This window comes from Streptomyces griseorubiginosus (genome assembly GCF_001514195.1).
Lineage (GTDB): Bacteria > Actinomycetota > Actinomycetes > Streptomycetales > Streptomycetaceae > Streptomyces > Streptomyces griseorubiginosus.
In genome coordinates this window covers 465,203-485,387 of the sequence record NZ_KQ948735.1, presented here as the reverse complement: position 1 = coordinate 485,387, position 20,185 = coordinate 465,203, and the positions used below count along the sequence as shown (strand labels likewise).

Sequence of the window (20,185 nt, the reverse complement as noted above, 5' to 3'; positions counted from 1 at the left end):
ACATCACCGGCGACGGAAAAGCCGACCTCATCGTGCACGGCACAGACGGCAATGTCTCCGTCCGCAAGAACATGGGCACCTACTTCGACGGCGGCACCCATTGGAGCGCCGGCTGGGGCCGATTCGTCACCGGCACCGACATGGGCCGCATCCGCTTCGGCGATTCCACCGGTGACGGAAAGGCCGACTTGTTCGTCCACACGATTGCGGACGGCAAAGTCGCCGTCCGCAAGAACATGGGCACCTACTTCGACGGCGGCACCGTGATGATCACCCTCTGACGAGAACGCTCCCTCTGACGAGAACGATCCCTCCGGCGCCACGGCCCACGGCCGCTGCCGACACCGCGCGGACCCGGAGCGACGCGAGCGCAGGCTCGCCGACCCCGGGTCCGCCCAGCAGCACCCTCACCGGCGCCTCGGCTCCGTCCCTGCGGGGGCCCGTCGAGCGCATGAGCCGCACGCGTCTCCCACCAAGGAAGCCAAGGTCATGCGACACCTCAGAGACCAACGCCCCGTGCCCCTCACCAGAACATTCGCCACCCGCCTCGCCGCACCACTCGTCGCGATGCTGCTGGCGCTGAGCGCCACCGCCGCGAACGCCGTCTCCGGCACCCCCGCGGTGGACGGCACGCTCGCGTTCACCGCCCGCCTTGACATCGGCGACGGCCAGAAGGCCTGCTCCGCGGCCCTGGTGGACCCGTACTGGCTGCTCACCGCCACAAGCTGTTTCGCCGACGACCCGAACACGAGCCTCGGCATACCGGCCGGCGCGCCCACGCTCAAGACCACCGCGACCGTCGGCCGCACCGACCTCACGACCTCCGGCGGTGAGACCCGCACGGTCGTGGAACTCGTCGCGCACCCGTCACGGGACGCCGTCCTGGCGCGGCTCAGCCGCCCCGTCACCACCATCGCACCCGTGAGTCTGGCCGCCACCGCGGCCACGCCCGGCGAGAAGCTGACGGTGGCCGGATACGGCCGCACCGCCACCGAATGGTCCCCGCTGCGTCTGCACAGCGGCACCTTCGCCGTCGACTCGGTCACCACGGAGACGGTCGCCACCACCGGCGAGAACGGCGCGAGTGTCTGCATGGGCGACACCGGGGGCCCTGCCGTGCGCGTGGCCGGCGGCAAGCCGGAACTGGTCGCCGTCAGCAGCAGATCCTGGCAGGGCGGCTGCTTCGGCACCGATCCGGCCGTGACCCGGACGGGCGCGGTCAGCACCCGTGTGGACGACCTGCGCTCCTGGGTCTCCACTGTCGCCGTTCCCCCTGCGGCCGCGGCCGGGGTCTGGCGCGCCTACGGCAACACGAACCCGATCACTTCCAGCTCCAGCACGTGGCGTTGCGGGGGCAGCAAGACGATCGCCACCAACGTGCTCGCGCAGGTCTGCGCGATCAGGTCGTCCAGCGGAACCGGGGTCCAGGCAGCGGTGATCGTGCGCAACAACCAAGCCGGACTCTACGGCGCGCAAGCGCGGATGGACCTCTACACCGCCTCCGGCACGCACTTGGGCGACTGGAAGTGCCCATCCTCGGGTGTCGGGGCGAATTCCTGGTCGGTCTGCTTCGGAACGACCCTCGCACAGAGCAGCCCGGTGAACTCCTTCGGGGCGCTCAACGGCACCTATCTTGGTCTGTCGTCGAATGCCTAGACCGGGGCCGATCGCCCCGAAGGGCTGAGGGCTTGTCCAGCAACGGGACGGCGGGGTGACAGAGCCCCCGGTCGTCGGCGGTGTCGGGTGGAGTCGACACCGCCGACAACCGTGGGCTCTCCCCGTTCCGTTCCTTCCACGTGCTCAGCCACTGATCCCGCAGCCGCCGAAGTCACCACGAACAGTCGGCCGGTACCTCGCCGCCGCGTGCATCTCCACGGGTGAGGCCGCGTTCTCCGGCACGATCTGCACTGTGGAAGGCAGCACCATCCGGTGCATGGCCTGATCCACGTCCTCGGCTACCGGAACACCGCCGACAACCTGGCGGACGGCCCGAACGCCATGCTGCCGCACGTGCCCACCGCACAGCTCACCCCCGGGCAGTTCCTCTCCGCCGGGCGCACTGGCGACGTGTTGCGCCGCATGGTGGACGCTGTCGAACCCGTCGCAGCGGGAGCTCACGGCATCGCGTGGATGAGCACGTAACCCCAGCCCGTCCAGGTCTTCGACCACGACGTCTACACCGTGCTCCTGGCCACCGACACCCACCCCGATCACCTTCCCGACCACACCATCGCCGTGTGCTGCTTCGACGGACCTCCGACAGGGACAGGACTTACCCGATATACAAAAGATCTTGTATCTTGATACACTCAGGTTTATATATCCCACCCGGGAGGCCACCATGAGCCGTACGGTCATCGATCTCGACGACGAGGCACTGGAAGAAGCGGCCAAAGAACTCGGCACCACTACAAAGCGCGACACGATCAACACAGCCCTGCGGGAAGTCACGGCCCGCTACCGACGGCTCCGCGCACTAGACGAAGCCCGCGAATTGGCGGCCGAGGGCGCCCTGGACATGGGCCTGCTGCTGGACAAGCGCGCCTACCGCCCCATGAGCGCGGCCGCCGCGACCGAAGACCGCGGGACCGGAGCGGACGCGTGACCGTCGCCGACTACCTCATCGACACCTCGGCCCTCGCCCGCGTCCTGCTCCGCCAGAACACCGCCGAATGGGACGACAGGATCGGCGCCGGCCTCGTCGCGATCTGCGACCTCACCGAACTGGAAGTCCTCTACTCGGCCCGCTCCGCCCAGGACCGCACGCGCATGAAGGCAGCCCTCGACGCCCACTACGCCTGGTGCCCCATGCCCGACGGCGTCCACCGCCGCTCCCGTGTCGTCCAGGAACAACTGACCGCCAAGGGAGAACACCGCAGCGCGGGCCCCGTCGACCTTTTGGTGGCCGCAGCCGCGGAAGAAGCGGGACTCACCCTCCTCCACTACGACCGCGACTTCGAGACCATCGCCCGCACGACAGGGCAGCCGGTCCGCGCGATAGACCTCGGCAGTAAAGCTCGAGCGATGCCGAGCTTCAGACCGATCCGACCGCCCGACCGTGACCGCGCAGGTCTGAGTAAAGCTCCGTGACCCAACGCCCCGCCCCCGCGCCCCAGATGAGAAGTCTCCGCAGGTCACGGCATATGTCGGCGCAGACCCGGTGTGCCGGGACAGGGCCTTGATCTTGTCGTCGAGGAACTCGGTGATGTCGACGAGAACCCGCTGCAGGGCGCGTGGGGCTCGCCGTACAGCAGTGTGTGACAGGTGGGGACGCGGGCGGCGGCATTGGTGGTGGCCCCGCCGAGGGCGAGGTGGTCCTGGTGATCGTTGGCGGCCGTGTGGGCTGTGTGTGATCAGCGTGGTGCATTCACGGGCGATGAGGTCGCTTTCGACCAGCGAGATCAGCTCGCGGTCCGGGTGCAGGGCCCCGTCGGGCAGTCCGAGGCAGGTCACCTCCACGCCCGCTCCGTCCCACGCGGCCTGCGCCTCGTCGATCCGTTCCCTCTCGGTGAGGCGGGCACCACGAGCCGCGTCGATGACGGAGACACCGTTGATCCCGTGAGTCAGGCAGAGCACGGTCACCGTGGCACCGAGTTCGCGGTAGCGCCGCAGGGTGCCGTAGGCGAGGAGCTCGGCGTCGTCAGGATGCGCCACCACGGCGACAACACGCTCCGCGCATCTGGACTCCGCGATCGTTAGTCGCCGCCGCCTCAACCGCCGCCCGCCGACCGACGTACAGGAAAGGAGTGCAGCCCGCGCAGGGGCGTTCGGACCGGGTGGAAGGCGCGGCGGCCGTGCGGCTTCGCCAGCTCCGCGGCGATCGTCGCCCTCTCGATGTTCCTGTCGCCGAAGGCGTTGAAGTACGGGTCGTCCGCCGGGCAGTGCCAGGCGCGCCGGAATCCCGTGTCGACCACCTGGTACCCCAGGAGCTGGGCGAACAGCGGGTAGCGAAGCTCGTCGTTGCCGAGGGCGGGCGGGTCGGCGGCCGCGTAGTCGTCGAGAAACGCCCGGGGGAAGCAGGGACCATCGCCCAGGCAGCCGTGCGGGACCGGGTCGTAGCCGTCATCGCAGCCGTAGCCGTAGCGGGTCCGGGCGAAGGCCAGGAGTTCCCGCCACTCCCGGGCCTCGTCCTGTCCGGCGATCCAGCGCCAGTCGTCGCCGATGACGCTCAAGGGCGTCGGAACGGTCAGCCCGACGGCGCCGGCCGGCACCCCGGCGTAGGCCCGTTCCAAGGGCTCTGTCAGCAGCAGGTCCCACTCGATGAAATGGAGGACGTCGAAGGACAGCCGGTGGCCTGTCTCGCGGTACCAGTCCAGCAGCACCAGGTCGCCGTTCTTCCAGTTCCAGGGACCGCTGTGCCGCGAGACGTACAGCGCGTCCAGCCCCAGCACCCGTCGACCGGCCAGCCGGAAGGCCGCGCCGCGCGCACCACCCGGCCCACCGAAGAGACCGTGCACGGGCACGCCGGGATTGAGCCGCCGGATCAGGTCGACACGGGTCCGGCAGACCAGAGGGTCGCGGTGAAACCGGAAGACCACGAGCCGCTTGATCGGCATGAGGCAATACTACTGATATCGCCATACATAGGTTCATAGCGGACCGCGAGAGGGGAGAGAGACTCGGTCTCCTGCCTGCGACAGCCAGGAGACTCGACCGAACTGGGAGCGGCGGTGATCGCGCGAGCGGCTGTCACCTCATCGACCCCGCCACCGGCAACGGGCTGAGCATCGCTGCCCTCGAATGCGAAGCCGCCGTCCCAGCCACGCGTACGGCAATCGGGGAGCGCGCGGAAAAACTCGGCCGGGACACCCTCGCGCACTGGGCAGCAGAACTCCCGGCCTGCGATTGGCTTATGAGGCGCCGTCAAGGACCTGGCGCAGTCGATGCGCGAACTCGTCGGGCTTGCCCGCATAGCCGAACTTCCCGCCCATGAACCCGCCGTGATGGCTCGGGAACACGCTCACCCGCTGCCCTAGCAGTTCAGCGGTCGCGACGGCGGTGCGCCCGGTCAGCACGTCCTCGGACTCCTCGCCCACAGCGATCACGACGCGGGTCGGCGCGGCCGCGACCCCCTCGGCATCCGGTCGATAGTCGCTGACCGCCCATGACCGGTCGGACAGCAGCGGATCACCCCGTGAGCCGTCATCTTCCGTGGGCGTCCCGAACGCCGCGGCATCGGCCGGTGGCTGTGCGAGGTACGCGTCGGTGAACTCCCCCTTCCACGAGGTCATCGCCACGAACGCGGCCATCCCGGCCCCCGACCCCCGCTTCTCGTAGGCCTCCGTGACCGCGGCCCGCGCCCGCACGGCCGCCGGGGCGTCCCGCAGCAGGGTGATGAGCGGCGGCTCGTGCGCGACCAGAGTGGTCACGTCGGCCGGATACGCCGCCACGACCGCGAGCGAGGTGACCGCTCCCCCACTGCTGGCGAACATCTCCACCGACCCCACCCCGAGGGCCTCGATGACAGCGTGCACGTCGTCAGCCTCGGTCCGCGGTGAGTGGTCGACCCGCCCGTCGTTACGGACGCTGCGGCCCAGACCCCGCGGGTCATAGGTGACCACCGTCCGCTCAGGGAAACGTGCGGCGAGCGCCACGAAGCCGGAAGCGTCCATGGGCTGCCCGATCATGAACAACGGCGGACGCCCATCGACGGCCGGCAGCGGCCCGCGCAGTCTCCATATCTGTACAGACTCGCCCCGTCCCCGAAACTCATCCCCGCGGCAGCCACCACTCCGCGGCGCTGACCTGCTCCTCCGGGCCGAGCGCACCCGAGCAGCTCGCCGCGCTCCGCCGAGGGTGGGACGGCCTCAGCGCCCAAGGCCTCGCACACACCACCCGCCGCCACTCACGCCGTCACCGGAACGCGACATCTACGCAGGCCAGAACAGCGTGGATCAATACCGATTGACGACCCGACAGGGAAAAATCGAACGTTTCCGGAGGTCAAGAACCTGCACAGGTGGGGCGGGTGGGACTCGAACCCACGGCCGACGGATCATGAGTCCTTTGAGGATCTCGGCGGTCCTTGCCGATCAACGCTCATCCTTGACGTTTTCGCAGGTCAGACGAGGTTATCCATGTTGGGGCCAGTCAGCCCTTGTCGCTCTGTTCCTGTCCTTGCGGCCTCAACTCGGTCTCAATGAGGCCCGACAGGATCGTGCTGAAGGCCCGAAGGACGATGGCGCCAGCTCAAGGACGGCCTTCGAACCCGCCCGCAGCGGATTTCCCTTCCAACGCGCAGAGGCCGCCCCTCTGCTCGAGGCGGAGCCTCTGTGGCCATTTCCACAGGCCAGACGTTGTCTCCGGATACAGGTCGTGCTGTTTGCAGCCGTTGTCCTGCTGGTCGATTTCCGTATTTGGGAGCGCCATCGCGGCGGCAGTCCGAGCGCGATCGTGTTCGGGCTGATGGCCGCATCAGCACTGGCCATCGGCGTGCTGGAACGCTATCTGGCAACCGCCGCCCAACGATCTCGGCGACGCACCTTGCCACCGACCCAGTGCTCCCGCTGACAGGGGCCGACCGCCCCAGCGGATGCCTTTCTCACTGCGGATGGGCGCGTTCACGTCGTTCGGCGGCCAGGACGTCACGGTGGCGGGCGTTGGCGTTGCGCCAGCGCAGGTAGGCGTGAAGGGCCCGGGTCTGAACGGTGTGGTCGGGGTGGTGGGAGTTGGCGATGGTGAACTGCCGCAACGGTCCGAAGTGGGCCTCGATCGGGTTCGCCCACGAGGCGTAGGTCGGGGTGAAGCGCAACTCGACCTTGTTCTTCTCCGCACTGCGGCGGATGTCTGGCGCCTTTGTGGCGGACAGGTTGTCCAGGATCACGTAGATCGGGGCGCCGTCCGGGCGGGCGCCACGCTGAGGTCGGGGCGGTGCCAAGCGAAGCCTAGGACGGCGGCCCTGGAGGCTTCGCCTGGCACCCGTTGGAGGTCGGTTCCGGACGCCACTCGGGTTTTAGCGGGCCGGGGTGGCGTCCGGCGTCCTTTCGAGACGAACTCAGAGTGCCCGACCACACCTACCAGGCAGACTGGTGACTCTTCGTCAGCGCTGTTCGCTCGTACGGCGCCTGCGCGCGAAGTAGACCGCGGCGGTGCCGGCGGCCGCGACCGCGAGACCGGCGCCCGCCAGGACGGGTGTGCTGCTCGACGCGCCTGTGTCGGCGAGATCCCCGTTCGTGGTCGGCTGGTTCGCCCCCGCGCCGGTGCCGCTGCCGGTACTGGCGCCGGGCTCGGGCGTGGCCGACGCGCTGGGGGTGGGGGTCGGGGACGGGCTTTCACCGGGCGCGTCGACCTGGGCAAGCTGCGCCGCGAAGGCGCCCGCGATCACCTTGTGGCCCTCGGCGTTGGGGTGGGGGTCCTGCTTCGTGCAGGCCCAGGTCAGCTGACAGATCTTGGCCACGTTCGCCGGCACCTCGCCCGCGCCGGGCACGTTCACCAGTGTGGTGAAGTCGTTCGAGGAGAAGGCCCCGGCCACGTCCGCCACCTTGAAGCCGGTGGACTTGTACACCTGGGCGATCCCGGTGTTGGCGGCCGCGACCAGGGGCGCCGACTCCTTGGCGGCCTGCTGCCCCGCGGCGCCCTGCAGCCAGGCAGCCAGGAACGGGTTGTGGTACGTCGAGCCCACGAACTGGGTGTTGCCCGTACCGGCCTTGCGAAGCGCGCCCGCGATCTGGGCGAGGTTCTGCGCCATGGTCTGGCTCTTGCTGTTCAGGCATGCCCCGTCGAGGGTGCGGGCCGGGGTGACGCAGTTGAGGAGGATGTCGTCCGCGCCCACGCTGAGGGTCACGTAGGCGACCTTGCCGTGGTGCTGGGCCATGGCCTGCAGGGCGGCGTCCAGTTGGGACTTGGCGTGCGGATAGTCGCACTTTCCGCCCTTGATCAGAGACTCGGTGGTCTCGGCGGTGCAACCCAGGCGTATGTGCTTCAGTCCGGGGGTGCGCTGCTTGAGCTGCGCGTAGAGCTGGTCCGTGTAGGCGACGTCGGTGTCCTTGTCGACGTCCGGCTGGTAGCCGGAAGCCAGGGAGTCACCGAGCGAGATGTAGTACGTGGTGTCCTTGGCGCCGGTCGCCTCGTCGGCGGCGGCCAGTCCGGGAGTGCCCAGCACGATCGTCATGGCAGCGAGAGCCAGCCGGGGGCCGACACTCTGAAGGGATCTCATCACTTACGAGCGCTTTCCAGTTGTTGGGGGGGTGAATGCCAGAAGGACGCGGCGTGAAATGTGCCGGAAGCGGCGCGAATTCTGTCGCTACGGTTCGGGCACCTGAAGAAGGCCTTGGTGAAGGCATGGGGGGGGTAACGCCTTTTGTGAGGCTGCGGGATCTGCCCGCCTTCGCATCGAGGCGCGGGCTCAACCTAGCAAGCGTCACAGCGACTTGGTAAGGGGAGCCGATAAAGGGACGGTTACGATGACAGGCGTAGTCATCAATAAGGCGCGGTCGGCCGGGAATTGGTGACCGGACCCGTTGGTAGCCATTCGCTGAGTGATCGACTGAGTGGTGAGTCCTCCGCGCGACAGGCCCACCCACCTGCACGCACTGGACCGTTCCGGGAACAGTGGAGGCAGTACGGGCGGGTCCGACACCCGGTTGAGGGCTGGCGCTGAGGGTAGTAATCGGCCTCGTGTTCGGCGGGTCGAATGGCGCCGGTCGCAGAATGCAGAAGCTGGTGATTAAACCGGCCCGCCTATTTCGCGGAGTTGGACAGCACGCGGCAGCCTGCTCGACCGCGAACACCGTATTCAACTCGTCGATGGACGCTGCGAGCGATTTGACAGCCGGTCGAACGAGGCCCGCGAAGACAGCCGATGTCGCCCACAAGACCGGGGACAGGTCTCGCTGACGTCGACGCATTTGACGCTGTGGCGGCGACCATCTGGTAGTCCTTGCTGTGCCGAGCGCGGTGACGGGGTTGAGGGTGAACATCTGGTTCGCGGCGCCGTTGCAGGTGTACTGGATGACGGCGGCATCGTCAGCCGTGGAGGCACCCCGCCCGTGTCCTGCCACTGGTTGAGCCGGCACCTCACGGGGCCAGTGCGGGCCCCGCCGTTCCATCTTCAGTTTCGGCCGCACGCATGGCCGGCGAGCCCCAGCCGCAGCCCACGTCCAGCAGCCGCTGCGCCTCACGGCAGGGCGAGCTTGCGGCAGGACCAGGTCCAGTTTGGTCTCCACTCAGCACGCCTTGCCACATCGACGTCACCGGGATCGAGGTCGGTACGTCAGCGTGTTGAACAGTGGCGGCCCGGTCTCAGGCCGTCAGTAGGCGTACGGGCCGAAGCGGCCCCAGGCAATCAGGGCCAGCAGGGCTATGTAGAGGACATTCACGGCGGCGAGCTGGGTCTCGGACCGGCGCAGGTGGACCACCGAACCGCCGCCCGCGAGAGCTATCCCGCCGAGCGCCGCCCAGGGGACCAGCGTCGGGGCGATGTCAGTGGCACACGGGAGTACCAGGCCGAAGCCCACCAGGACATCCAGGGCGCCGATCGCCTTCACGCTCAGGTCGGAGAACTGCTCGACCCAGCCGAAGGTGGCCGCGAGTTCAGTCCTGTTCCGGAAGATCTTCATGGCACCGACGGCGAGGAAGGCGGCGGCGAGGAGGGACTGGACAACCCACAACAGGACGTTCACCGAGCACTCCGGAGGCTTGCGAGGGAAGAGAAATCCAACCCGGGGGCAGCACGACCGACCTTGCTCCGGTACGGGCCAGCGCGCGGCCCACGGCGGCGACGGCGTCGGACGGTGGCACACGGACGACAGTGGCGCGGTAGTCGGCGGCGCGTTGGATGAACAGCTCGACGACGTCCGGCCCCGCCTCGTGGGAGCGCGGATCGTGCGGGACGGGGTCGCCGTCGGGAACCTCGCCATCCGGCACGTCGACCAGCGCGCTGCGGATGGCGCCCAGTACAGTGTCGCGGCCGCTCATCGGCCCTTCCCTTCCGTCGTCGTACGGCCTGCTTCCCTCGTCCGTCGCCACCAGGCGCGCAGGGATTCGCGGGCCGGCGCGGGGGTGTCAGGGGTGCCGGACCAGCGGGCTAACGGGCCGGGCAGGACTCCGATCCGGCCGTCGCGGGCCACCAGCCGGGCACCCGGTGCGGCGAGTCGCTGAACCGCCGCCAGCCGCCTCGGGGCGGACAGCACCTTGCCCGCGGCCTTCATGGCGAGCGCCTCGGGGGTGAGCAGCAGCCGGTTCCGCCGCTTGGCCTCCACGGCCTTCGCCCGCAGATGGACGAGCACCTCGGGAATGTCGATCTTGACTGGGCAGGCGTCGTAACAGGCCCCGCACACGGAACCCGCCGACCAGAGCACTTCAGAACGGGCACAGCGGAGTCAGTTACACGCCTGCTCGCATCGCCGCAGGTCAGAGAAGTCCTCGCGTCCCAAGCTGCATTGCGTCTCAAACTCACGAGCAGCGGATTCAGTCCGTTGAGGCAAAGTTGACGATCCGCCAGGACAAATTGAACGTTTCCGCAGGTCACAGGCCTGCGCAAGTGGGGCGGGTGGGACTCGAACCCACGGCCGACGGATTATGAGTCCGCTGCTCTAACCGGCTGAGCTACCGCCCCATAGCGGCGTGTCGCGTACATGTGTGCGCGCCGTCTGCCGCAGCATAGCCGCTCATACGATCTCCTGCTCCGCAGGGGCGACTTCGCATGCCCTTCAGGACTCCGCCGTGACCTGCACGGTTCCCCCGCACATGAAAAAGGACCCCATCGGGGTCCTCCTTCGTCCTGCCTCTTTCCTGCTTCCCTGCTCTCCCGACTGGACTCGAACCAGTAACCTGCCGGTTAACAGCCGGCTGCTCTGCCAATTGAGCTACGGAAGATCGAAGCTCCCCCGACTGGACTCGAACCAGTAACCTGCCGGTTAACAGCCGGCTGCTCTGCCAATTGAGCTACGGAGGATCGCCTCGGTGCATCGAACGTACCTCCCTGGGTATTCGCCAGGGGGCGGGCGCTCGCTGCGACACATACATTAGCGCAAGCAGGGGGGTGCTCCGCCAATCGGTTCCCCCGGCACCGACGTCGCACCGGAGACCACGCGAGAGAGAGGGCGGCCACCATGCGTTACAAGCTCACGTTCGTTGTCGGACTGACACTGGGTTACGTGCTGGGCACCCGTGCCGGACGCGAGCGCTACGAACAGCTGAAGAAGTCCGCACGCCAGGTCGCCCAGAACCCCGCGGTCCGCAACACCGCCGAGACCGCCGCCCAGCAGGGCCGCCAGTTCGCCGGCAAGGCCTACCACGTGGTCAGCGACAAGGTCGGCGACCGGGTCCCGGAGTCGGTGACCCAGCGGGTGCGTTCCCTGCGCGACCGCAACCACAACGGCGCCCCCGAGGACGACTGGGGCACCAGCAACACCTGAACCCCGGGACACCAGCACCACACCAGCACCAGCACCAGCACCACCTGAACGACGGGGTGACGAAAACTACCCCGGAGCGCGGCGGACGGCGCGACCAGCGAGGACGATTCCGCGGCCGCCGTCGCCGCGCACCAGCCGCGACGCTACGCCCATAGAATTCGCGCCATGGGGATAGTCGCCGGGTTGGACAGCTCGCCCGAATTCACTCGCATCGTGGTCTGCGACGCGGACACGGGAGCCGTGCTCAAACAGGGGTACGCGCCGCACCCGGTCGAGGGCCGACCGTCCGACGTCGACCCCCAGGCCTGGCTCCTCTCCCTCGGTGAGGCCGCCGGCGGGGGTCTCCTCGAAGGTGTCCAGGCCATCGGTGTGTCGGCCCAGCAGAACGCCGTCGTCCCCCTCGACGCCCAGGGCAACACCGTCCGCCCGGCCCTGGTCGGCGGCGACAAGCGCGCCCAGGTCGCTGCCGCCGACCTCGTCGACGCGCTCGGCGGACGCGAGGCGTGGGCCCAGGCGGTGGGGTGTGTCCCGCAGGCCGCCCAGCCCGTCACCAAGCTGCGCTGGCTGAACAAGACCGAACCCGACGCCGCCCTGCGCACCGCCGTCCTGCTCCAGGCACACGACTGGCTGGTCTGGCAGCTGCTCGGGCGACCGGTCAGGAGAACCACCGACCGCGGGGGCGCCTCCGGCACCGGCTACTGGTCCGCCGCCACCGGCTCCTACCGTTCCGACCTCGTCGAGCTGGCTCTCGGCCACCAGGTGATGCTCCCCGAGGTGATCGGCCCGGCGGAGGCGGCCGGTACGACCCCGGAGGGGCTGCTGATCTCCGCCGGGACCGGCGAGACCATGGCCGCCGCCTTCGGGCTCGGGATCGGGCTCGGGGACGCCGTCGTCTCGCTGGGCGCCTCCGGGTCCGTGATGGCCGTGCACCGCGAGGCACTCGTCGACAACACCGGGATGATCACCTCTCTGGCCGACGCGACCGGCATGCACCTGCCCGTCGTCACCACCCTGAACGCCGTACGGACCCTGCGCGGGGCCGTCGAGATGCTCGGGCTGAGCGACCTGGAGAGCCTGTCCGACCTGGCGATGAAGTCGACGCCGGGGTCCCACGGGCTCGTCCTGCTGCCCTATCTGGAAGGTGAGCGGACGCCGAACCTGCCGCACACCGCGGGGACCCTCAGCGGGCTGCGGCGGGAGTCGATGAAGCCGGAGCACCTGGCGCGGGCCGCGTTCGAGGGCATGCTGTGCGGGCTCGCCGACGCGCTCGACGTGCTGCGCGGCCGGGGTGTCGAGGTGCGGCGGGTCTTCCTGCTGGGGGCCGCCGCCGAGCTGTCCGCCGTACAGGCCGCCGCGCCCGCGCTGTTCGGGGCGCAGGTCGTGGTGCCGCAGCCGGCGGACTACGCGGCGATCGGTGCCGCCCGCCAGGCGGCCTGGGCACTCGGCGCCTCCCAGGGCACCCTCGATCCGCGCACCCCGCCGATGTGGCAGGGCCCGGCCGCCCAGGTCCTGGAGCCGGGCGAGGAACTGGCGGTGGGCCAGGCGGTGCGCCAGCAGTTCGTGGCGGTGCGGGAGCAGATGTACCCGGGGGCGTTCCGCTAGACCCGAAGGCCTGGCACAGGCACCGGGCGTCCGGTAGAGCAAGCCGCGGAAGGTAAGAGTCCGGTAGGAGTCCGGCGGGCGTGAGGACCCGTAAGGCCGCAAGAAGCACTGCTGTCGGCTTAATCGGTTGAGGTAACGCGGGTGGAGTGTCCGACGATAGGGGCCAAGGGCAACCAACCGCCCGCCGCCGACTCCGAGAGACGTAGCGTGCTCATACGACTTCTACGGACCTATCTCAGGCCCTACAAGAAACCCATCAGCATCCTGGTGCTGCTCCAGTTCCTCCAGACCTGCGCCACCCTCTACCTGCCCACGCTCAACGCCGACATCATCGACAACGGCGTGGTGAACGGGGACACCGGCTACATCCTCGGCTACGGCGCCCTCATGATCGGCATCTCGCTGGCGCAGGTGGTGTGCAACATCGGGGCCGTGTTCTACGGCGCCCGGACCGCGGCCGCGCTCGGCCGGGACCTGCGGGCGTCGGTGTTCGACCGGGTGCAGTCGTTCTCGGCACGCGAGGTGGGCCACTTCGGTGCGCCCACGCTGATCACCCGTACGACCAACGACGTTCAGCAGGTCCAGATGCTGGCCCTGATGACCTTCACGCTGCTGGTGTCGGCGCCCATCATGTGCGTCGGCGGCATCGTGCTCGCGCTCGGCCTGGACGTGCCGCTGTCCGCCGTGCTGGTGGCCGTGGTGCCCACGCTGGGCATCTGCGTGACGTTGATCGTACGGCGGCTGCGGCCGCTGTTCCGGTCCATGCAGGTGCGCCTCGACACCGTGAACCGGGTGCTGCGCGAGCAGATCACCGGCAACCGGGTCATCCGGGCCTTCGTGCGGGACACCTACGAGGAGGAGCGCTTCCGGAAGGCGAACACCGACCTCACCGAGATCTCGCTGAAGACCGGCAACCTGCTCGCACTGATGTTCCCCGTGGTCATGACGACGGTGAACCTGTCGTCGATCGCGGTGGTCTGGTTCGGCGCCCACCGGATCGACAGCGGCGGCATGCAGATCGGTGACCTGACCGCGTTCCTCGCCTATCTGATGCAGATCGTCATGTCCGTGATGATGGCCACCTTCATGTTCATGATGGTGCCGCGCGCCGAGGTGTGCGCCGAGCGCATCCAGGAGGTCCTGGACACCTCGTCGAGCGTGGTCCCGCCGACGGCGCCCGTCACCGAGCTGCGGCGGCACGGGCATCTGGAGATCCGGGCGGCGGGCTTCCGCTATCCGGGCGCCGAGGAGCCGGTGCTCAAGGCGATCGACCTGGTGGCCCGGCCCGGCGAGGTGACCGCCGTGATCGGCTCGACCGGCAGCGGCAAGTCCACGCTGCTCGGCCTGGTCCCCCGGCTCTTCGACGCGACCGACGGCGAGGTCCTCGTCGACGGCACCGACGTGTCGACCATCGACCCGAAGCTGCTCGCGAAGACCGTCGGGCTGGTGCCGCAGAAGCCGTACCTCTTCGCGGGCACGGTCGCCACCAACCTCCGCTACGGCAATCCGGACGCCACCGACGAGGAGCTGTGGCACGCGCTGGAGGTGGCGCAGGCCAAGGACTTCGTCGAGCGGCTGGAGAACGGGCTCGACTCCCCCGTCGCGCAGGGCGGCACCAATGTCTCCGGCGGTCAGCGGCAGCGGCTCGCCATCGCGCGCACGCTGGTGCAGCGGCCGGAGATCTACCTCTTCGACGACTCCTTCTCCGCCCTCGACTACGCGACCGACGCGGCACTGCGCGCGGCGCTCGCCGAGGAGACCGCGGAGGCGACCGTCGTGATCGTGGCCCAGCGGGTGGCGACCATCCGCGACGCCGACCGGATCGTCGTCCTCGACGAGGGGCGGGTCGTCGGCACCGGCACCCATCGCGAGCTGATGGCGGACAACGAGACCTACCGGGAGATCGTGCTCTCCCAGCTCACGGAAGCGGAGGCTGCCTGATGGCCGGGCCCATGGGGCGCATGATGGCCGGCGGCGGCCCCGAGAACCGTTCGCTGGACTTCAAGGTGTCCGGCAGGCGGCTGCTCGCCCAGTTCAAGCCGGAGCGGCTGACCCTCTACGCCATGCTGGCCTGCGTGGTGGTCAGCGTCGGCCTCAACGTGGTCGGCCCGAAGATCCTCGGCCAGGCCACCGACCTGGTCTTCGCGGGCATCATCGGACGGCAGATGCCGGCCGGGGCGAGCAAGGAGGAGGTCCTGGCCCGCATGCGGGAGCGCGGCGACGGTCAGGTCGCCGACATGCTCCGCAGCACCGACTTCACCCCCGGCGAGGGCATCGACTTCACGGCCGTGGGGCACGTCCTGCTGCTCGCCGTCGGGGTGTTCCTGATCGCCGGGCTGCTGATGGCGGTGGCGACGCGGCTGGTCAACCGGACCGTCAACCGCACGATGTTCCGGATGCGCGAGGACGTCCAGACGAAGCTGTCGCGGCTGCCGCTGTCGTACTTCGACAAGCGCCAGCGCGGCGAGGTGCTGTCCCGCGCCACCAACGACATCGACAACATCGGGCAGACCCTCCAGCAGTCGATGGGCCAGCTCATCAACTCGCTGCTCACCATCATCGGCGTGCTCGCCATGATGTTCTGGGTGTCCTGGCTGCTGGCGCTGGTCGCGCTGGTCACCGTGCCGCTGTCGTTCGTGGTCGCCACGCGCGTGGGCAAGCGCTCGCAGCCGCACTTCGTGCAGCAGTGGCGCACCACCGGCAAGCTCAACGCCCACATCGAGGAGATGTACACCGGGCACACCCTGGTGAAGGTGTTCGGGCGCCAGGACGAGTCGGCGGCGCAGTTCGCCGAGCAGAACGAGGCGCTGTACGAGGCCGGGTTCAAGGCGCAGTTCAACAGCGGGGTCATGCAGCCGCTGATGATGTTCGTCTCGAACATCAACTACGTGCTGGTGGCGGTCGTGGGCGGGCTGCGGGTCGCGTCCGGTGCGCTGTCCATCGGTGACGTGCAGGCCTTCATCCAGTACTCCCGGCAGTTCTCGATGCCGCTGACACAGGTCGCGTCGATGGCGAACCTCGTGCAGTCGGGCGTCGCCTCGGCCGAGCGGATCTTCGAACTCCTGGACGCGGAGGAGCAGGAGGCGGATCCCAAGGCCGCCGAGCGGCCCGAGGAACTGCGCGGACGGGTCGCCCTGGAGCACGTGTCCTTCCGCTACGACCCCGAGAAGCCGCTCATCGAGGACCTCTCCCTGAAGGTCGAACCCGGGCACACCGTCGCGATCGTCGGCCCGACCGGCGCCGGCAAGACGACCCTGGTCAACCTGCTGATGCGGTTCTACGACGTCTCGGGCGGCCGGATCACCCTGGACGGCGTGGACATCGCCCGGATGACCCGCGACGAACTGCGCGCCGGGATCGGCATGGTCCTCCAGGACACCTGGCTGTTCGGCGGCACGATCGCGGAGAACATCGCGTACGGCGCCTCGCGCGAGGTCACCCGGGGCGAGATCGAGGAGGCGGCCAGGGCGGCGCACGCGGACCGCTTCATCCGCACGCTCCCCGACGGCTACGACACCGTGATCGACGACGAGGGCAGCGGGGTGAGCGCGGGCGAGAAGCAGCTCATCACGATCGCCCGGGCGTTCCTGTCGGACCCGGTGATCCTGGTCCTCGACGAGGCGACCAGCTCGGTCGACACCCGCACCGAGGTCCTGATCCAGAAGGCGATGGCCAAACTGGCCCACGGGCGCACGTCGTTCGTGATCGCCCACCGCCTCTCCACGATCCGGGACGCGGACACCATCCTGGTGATGGAGAACGGCTCGATCGTCGAACAGGGCACCCACACGGACCTGCTGGAGGCCGGGGGAGCCTACGCCCGCCTGTACAAGGCGCAGTTCGCACAGGCGGTGGCAGAGGTGGACTAGCGGAAAGGGGTCGTTGCGAAACGACCCCTTTCTCAGTCCAGATAACCCCTCAGCTGATCCGCAAATGCGTGATCCCGCAGCTTGTTGAGCGTCTTCGACTCGATCTGCCGTATCCGCTCCCGGGTCACCCCGAAGATCCGCCCGATCTCCTCCAACGTACGGGGACGGCCGTCAGCCAGCCCGTACCGCAGCTGCACGACCTTCCTCTCCCGCTCCCCCAGCGTCGACAGCACCGCCTCAAGGTGCTCCCTGAGCAGCAGGAACGCCGCCGACTCCACCGGAGACGTCGCGTCCCCGTCCTCGATCAGGTCACCGAGGGCGACGTCGTCCTCCTCCCCCACCGGGGCGTGCAGAGACACCGGTTCCTGGGCGAGCCGCAGCACCTCGCTCACCCGCTCCGGCGCGAGATCCAGATGCGCGGCCACCTCCTCCGGCGTCGGCTCGTACCCGCGTTCCTGGAGCATGCGCCGCTGCACCCGGACGACCCGGTTGATCAGCTCGACGACATGGACCGGGACCCGGATCGTCCGGGCCTGGTCGGCGAGGGCCCGGGACATGGCCTGGCGGATCCACCAGGTGGCGTAGGTGGAGAACTTGTAGCCGCGGGCGTAGTCGAACTTCTCGACCGCGCGGATGAGGCCGAGGTTGCCCTCCTGGACCAGGTCGAGCATGGTCAGGCCGCGGCCGACGTACCGCTTGGCGACCGAGACGACCAGGCGCAGGTTGGCTTCGATGAGGCGGCGCTTGGCCATCCGGCCCATCACCACCAGGCGGTCCAGGTCGAGCGCCAACTGGCTGTCCAGGGACGGGGTGTTGCTCAGTTTCTCCTCGGCGAACAGGCCGGCCTCGACCCGGCGGGCGAGTTCGACCTCCTCGGCCGCGGTGAGCAGCGGGATACGGCCGATCTCGCGCAGGTACTGGCGGAACAGGTCCGAGGAGGGGCCGCCGGTGTCGGTGGCGCGGCCGCGGGGTGGTTCGGGCGGCTCGACGGGTTCGGTCTCCACGGCGTCGAGCGCTTCGGCGGGCGGGGCGTCCGGCTCCGCCTCGGGGTGGTGCACGACACGGTTCTGCGGGGGCACCGCGACGAGCACGTCGGTCTCGGCGTCCGGTTCTGCCGTGTCGTCCGCACTGTTCTCGGTCTGTGTGAGGGTCTGGGTCTGCACGGGGGCGACCTCCAGGATGATCGCTGCCAAGGAGTACGGCAGCGGCGCTTCGGGGGCGGAGTCGGCGGCCTCGCCGCTGTCCGTCCCGTACGCGATGAGCGGAACCGCGGGGGTGTGGGACCCGCTGGGGACGGATCGGCCGCGCTCCGAGGACTCAGGCACCGGACCCAGTGTGGAGTACGACACATCGCCGCCACGAGGGGCGTGCGGTGACTTTTTGCAATCGGCCCGTGACCCCGTGGTTACCCCGCCGTAGGGTTTCTCAGAGGGCCGCGGCCCCGTGCTCGCGCAGTGCCTGGCCGTACTGCTGGAGGACCCACAGTTCGTTCTGCACGGCGGCCAGGTGGGCGGGGTCGCCGCCGGTGCCCAGGCGGATCAGGGTGCCCTGGACCTCCTGGATGCGGCGGTCGACGGCACGGCGGCGGACCCAGACGAGCTGTTCGCCCGCGTAGTTCTCGTCGACCGTGCGCCGCATGATCGCCTCGACGGCCAGCTCGGTGACCATGGCGCGGACCGCGTCGTCGGGGGCGGCCTCGCGGACCCGGACCAGGTAGTCCTGGGAGTCCTGGACGCCGTACTCGGCGCCGCCCGCGTCCATGATGGCCTGGCGTACGGCGGCGTAGGGCGGGGCGGTGAACTCGTCGACGCCGTACGCGTCGAAGGCCGGGGAGACCAGCTCGGGGCGCTGGAGGGCGAGCTTGAGCAGCTCGCGCTCGGTGGCGTAGACGGGGTTGCGCAGGGTCAGGGCGGGGCCGGAGACGGCGGGGCGGTGGGCCGAGTCGTACGACGGCTGCTGGGGGCCGCGTCCCTGCGGGGCCGGGCCCTTGCCGCCGCGGTCGCGGGCCCAACGGGCCAGCTGGGCCACCCGCTTGACCACGAACTGGGTGTCGAGGATGCCGAGCATGCCGGCGAGCTGGACGGCGACCTCGTGCTGGGCGCCGCTGTTCTTGATGCGGGCGACGATGGGGGCCGCCTCGTCGAGGGCTGCGGCCCGGCCCGCCGGGGTGTCGAGGTCGTAGCGGACGACGATCTGGCGCAGCGCGAACTCGAAGAGCGGGGTGCGGGGTTCGACGAGGTCGGCGACCGCGTCGTCGCCCTTGGCGAGGCGCAGGTCGCAGGGGTCCATGCCGTCGGGGGCGATGGCGATGTAGGTCTCGGCGGCGAACTTCTGGTCGTCCTCGAAGGCGCGCAGGGCCGCCTTCTGGCCGGCCGCGTCGCCGTCGAAGGTGAAGATCACGCGGGCCGAGCCGTTGTCCATCAGCAGCCTGCGCAGGATCTTGATGTGGTCGCCGCCGAAGGCGGTGCCGCAGGTCGCGATGGCGGTGGTGACGCCGGCGAGGTGGCAGGCCATGACGTCGGTGTAGCCCTCGACGACGACCGCGCGGGAGGACTTGGCGATGTCCTTCTTGGCGAGGTCGATGCCGTAGAGGACCTGGGACTTCTTGTAGATCGCGGTCTCGGGCGTGTTGAGGTACTTCGGGCCGTTGTCCGCCTCGTAGAGCTTTCTCGCGCCGAAGCCGACGACCTCGCCGCCGATGTCGCGGATGGGCCACATCAGGCGGCCGCGGAAGCGGTCGATGGGGCCGCGGCGGCCCTCCTGGGAGAGGCCGGAGAGCAGGAGCTCCTTGTCGGTGAAGCCCTTGCCGCGCAGGAAACGGGTGAGGTGGTCCCAGCCCTGCGGGCTGTAGCCGACGGAGAAGTGCGCGGCGGCCGCCTGGTCGAAGCCGCGCTCGGCGAGGAACTGGCGGCCGGTGTCGGCCTCCGGGCTGCTCGCCAGCTGCTCCATGTACCAGTCGGCGGCGATCTTGTGGGCCTCGACCAGGCGGATGCGCTCGCCGCGCTGGTGGGCGGGGTTGTAGCCGCCCTCCTCGTAGCGCAGGGTGATGCCGGCCTGGGCGGCGAGGCGCTCGACCGCCTCCGAGAAGGAGAGGTGGTCGACCTTCATCACGAACGTGATGGTGTCGCCGCCCTCCTGGCAGCCGAAGCAGTGGAAGAGGCCCTTGCTCGGACTGACCTGGAAGGACGGCGACTTCTCGTCATGGAAGGGGCACAGCCCCTTGAGGTTGCCGCCACCCGCGTTGCGCAGCTGGAGGTACTCGGACACCACGGCGTCGATCGGGACCGCGTCCCGTACCGCCTTCACGTCCTCGTCGTTGATCCGTCCTGCCACGCGTGAAGTCTACGGGGACGGACT

At 69.3% G+C, this 20,185-nt stretch carries 16 protein-coding genes, 3 tRNA genes and 4 pseudogenes; 10 read left to right on the top strand and 13 right to left on the bottom strand.

The window, feature by feature from the left end:
* The 5 genes and pseudogenes from AQJ54_RS44895 to AQJ54_RS08690 all read left to right on the top strand — a co-directional run.
* On the top strand, positions 1-281 hold a 281-nt coding region (locus AQJ54_RS44895), incomplete at its 5' end, for an FG-GAP repeat domain-containing protein (protein WP_169808226.1).
* Between the two features lie 208 nt (positions 282-489).
* Complete coding sequence (locus tag AQJ54_RS08705) at positions 490-1,656, top strand: S1 family peptidase (protein WP_062235673.1); 1,167 nt, start codon at positions 490-492, stop codon at positions 1,654-1,656.
* Positions 1,657-1,929: 273 nt separating this feature from the next.
* Complete coding sequence (locus AQJ54_RS08700) at positions 1,930-2,142, top strand: hypothetical protein (protein ID WP_062235669.1); 213 nt, start codon at positions 1,930-1,932, stop codon at positions 2,140-2,142.
* Positions 2,143-2,341: 199 nt separating this feature from the next.
* The gene (locus AQJ54_RS08695) at positions 2,342-2,605 is read left to right on the top strand and encodes a type II toxin-antitoxin system VapB family antitoxin (RefSeq protein WP_062235667.1); all 264 of its coding nucleotides are present in this window, start codon (positions 2,342-2,344) and stop codon (positions 2,603-2,605) included.
* A pseudogene (locus AQJ54_RS08690) lies at positions 2,602-3,006 on the top strand (PIN domain-containing protein); the annotation flags it as partial. The gene AQJ54_RS08695 and the pseudogene AQJ54_RS08690, both read left to right, overlap by 4 nt.
* A 336-nt stretch (positions 3,007-3,342) precedes the next feature.
* Here AQJ54_RS08690 and AQJ54_RS47565 read toward each other — a convergent pair.
* The 3 genes and pseudogenes from AQJ54_RS47565 to AQJ54_RS08675 form a co-directional block, all read right to left on the bottom strand.
* Positions 3,343-3,654 (bottom strand): annotated as a pseudogene (locus AQJ54_RS47565) (PIG-L deacetylase family protein); the annotation flags it as partial.
* 56 nt (positions 3,655-3,710) lie between these two features.
* Positions 3,711-4,556: a hypothetical protein gene (locus tag AQJ54_RS46640; RefSeq protein WP_062235661.1), complete on the bottom strand. Its 846-nt coding sequence runs from the start codon at positions 4,554-4,556 to the stop codon at positions 3,711-3,713.
* A gap of 294 nt (positions 4,557-4,850) precedes the next feature.
* Complete coding sequence (locus AQJ54_RS08675; protein WP_107121054.1) at positions 4,851-5,627, bottom strand: alpha/beta fold hydrolase; 777 nt, start codon at positions 5,625-5,627, stop codon at positions 4,851-4,853.
* A 688-nt stretch (positions 5,628-6,315) separates the two neighbouring features.
* On the opposite strand from AQJ54_RS08675, the gene AQJ54_RS46045 reads away from it, so the two are divergent.
* Positions 6,316-6,510: a hypothetical protein gene (locus AQJ54_RS46045; RefSeq protein WP_162637282.1), complete on the top strand. Its 195-nt coding sequence runs from the start codon at positions 6,316-6,318 to the stop codon at positions 6,508-6,510.
* Here AQJ54_RS46045 and AQJ54_RS47560 read toward each other — a convergent pair.
* From AQJ54_RS47560 to AQJ54_RS08640, 8 genes and pseudogenes are all read right to left on the bottom strand, one after another.
* Positions 6,499-6,856: pseudogene (locus tag AQJ54_RS47560) on the bottom strand (transposase); the annotation flags it as partial. The gene AQJ54_RS46045 and the pseudogene AQJ54_RS47560 sit on opposite strands and share 12 nt — an antisense overlap.
* A gap of 183 nt (positions 6,857-7,039) precedes the next feature.
* Positions 7,040-8,110 (bottom strand): SGNH/GDSL hydrolase family protein, encoded by a 1,071-nt coding sequence (locus AQJ54_RS08665; protein WP_062235658.1) that lies wholly within the window; start codon positions 8,108-8,110, stop codon positions 7,040-7,042.
* Between the two features lie 947 nt (positions 8,111-9,057).
* Positions 9,058-9,139, bottom strand: a pseudogene (locus AQJ54_RS47730) (SAM-dependent methyltransferase); the annotation flags it as partial.
* Between the two features lie 109 nt (positions 9,140-9,248).
* Positions 9,249-9,620: a DoxX family protein gene (locus tag AQJ54_RS08660; protein ID WP_062235655.1), complete on the bottom strand. Its 372-nt coding sequence runs from the start codon at positions 9,618-9,620 to the stop codon at positions 9,249-9,251.
* 291 nt (positions 9,621-9,911) lie between these two features.
* Positions 9,912-10,226 (bottom strand): hypothetical protein, encoded by a 315-nt coding sequence (locus AQJ54_RS08655; protein WP_211278513.1) that lies wholly within the window; start codon positions 10,224-10,226, stop codon positions 9,912-9,914.
* A gap of 255 nt (positions 10,227-10,481) precedes the next feature.
* Positions 10,482-10,555: transfer RNA gene (locus AQJ54_RS08650), tRNA-Ile, on the bottom strand.
* A gap of 187 nt (positions 10,556-10,742) precedes the next feature.
* A tRNA-Asn gene (locus AQJ54_RS08645) sits at positions 10,743-10,815 on the bottom strand.
* Positions 10,816-10,821: 6 nt separating this feature from the next.
* Positions 10,822-10,894: transfer RNA gene (locus tag AQJ54_RS08640), tRNA-Asn, on the bottom strand.
* 157 nt (positions 10,895-11,051) lie between these two features.
* On the opposite strand from AQJ54_RS08640, the gene AQJ54_RS08635 reads away from it, so the two are divergent.
* From AQJ54_RS08635 to AQJ54_RS08620, 4 genes are all read left to right on the top strand, one after another.
* Positions 11,052-11,357, top strand: a complete 306-nt coding sequence (locus tag AQJ54_RS08635; protein WP_020136332.1) for a hypothetical protein — start codon at positions 11,052-11,054, stop codon at positions 11,355-11,357.
* Positions 11,358-11,522: 165 nt separating this feature from the next.
* Complete coding sequence (locus tag AQJ54_RS08630) at positions 11,523-12,959, top strand: FGGY family carbohydrate kinase (RefSeq protein WP_174856966.1); 1,437 nt, start codon at positions 11,523-11,525, stop codon at positions 12,957-12,959.
* A gap of 207 nt (positions 12,960-13,166) precedes the next feature.
* The gene (locus tag AQJ54_RS08625) at positions 13,167-14,900 is read left to right on the top strand and encodes an ABC transporter ATP-binding protein (protein WP_062235650.1); all 1,734 of its coding nucleotides are present in this window, start codon (positions 13,167-13,169) and stop codon (positions 14,898-14,900) included.
* Positions 14,900-16,828 (top strand): ABC transporter ATP-binding protein, encoded by a 1,929-nt coding sequence (locus AQJ54_RS08620; RefSeq protein ID WP_062027842.1) that lies wholly within the window; start codon positions 14,900-14,902, stop codon positions 16,826-16,828. Before AQJ54_RS08625 ends, AQJ54_RS08620 begins: the two co-directional genes overlap by 1 nt.
* Positions 16,829-16,860: 32 nt before the next feature.
* Here AQJ54_RS08620 and AQJ54_RS08615 read toward each other — a convergent pair whose 3' ends face one another.
* On the bottom strand, positions 16,861-18,153 hold the full coding sequence (locus AQJ54_RS08615) for an RNA polymerase sigma factor (protein ID WP_062237049.1): 1,293 nt from the start codon (positions 18,151-18,153) through the stop codon (positions 16,861-16,863).
* Positions 18,154-18,253: 100 nt separating this feature from the next.
* Entirely contained in the window at positions 18,254-20,161 is a 1,908-nt protein-coding gene (gene dnaG / locus AQJ54_RS08610; protein WP_062235647.1) for a DNA primase, read from the bottom strand.
* Between the last annotated feature and the right edge of the window lie 24 nt (positions 20,162-20,185).

Coding starts and splice junctions, on each gene's coding strand:
- AQJ54_RS08675 (WP_107121054.1), bottom strand. CDS start 5,627: ATGATCGGGCAGCCCATGGACGCTTCCGGCTTCGTGGCGCTCGCCGCA.
- AQJ54_RS08665 (WP_062235658.1), bottom strand. CDS start 8,110: ATGACGATCGTGCTGGGCACTCCCGGACTGGCCGCCGCCGACGAGGCG.
- AQJ54_RS08635 (WP_020136332.1), top strand. CDS start 11,052: ATGCGTTACAAGCTCACGTTCGTTGTCGGACTGACACTGGGTTACGTG.
- AQJ54_RS08620 (WP_062027842.1), top strand. CDS start 14,900: ATGGCCGGGCCCATGGGGCGCATGATGGCCGGCGGCGGCCCCGAGAAC.
- AQJ54_RS08630 (WP_174856966.1), top strand. CDS start 11,523: ATGGGGATAGTCGCCGGGTTGGACAGCTCGCCCGAATTCACTCGCATC.
- AQJ54_RS08705 (WP_062235673.1), top strand. CDS start 490: ATGCGACACCTCAGAGACCAACGCCCCGTGCCCCTCACCAGAACATTC.
- AQJ54_RS46640 (WP_062235661.1), bottom strand. CDS start 4,556: ATGCCGATCAAGCGGCTCGTGGTCTTCCGGTTTCACCGCGACCCTCTG.
- AQJ54_RS08695 (WP_062235667.1), top strand. CDS start 2,342: ATGAGCCGTACGGTCATCGATCTCGACGACGAGGCACTGGAAGAAGCG.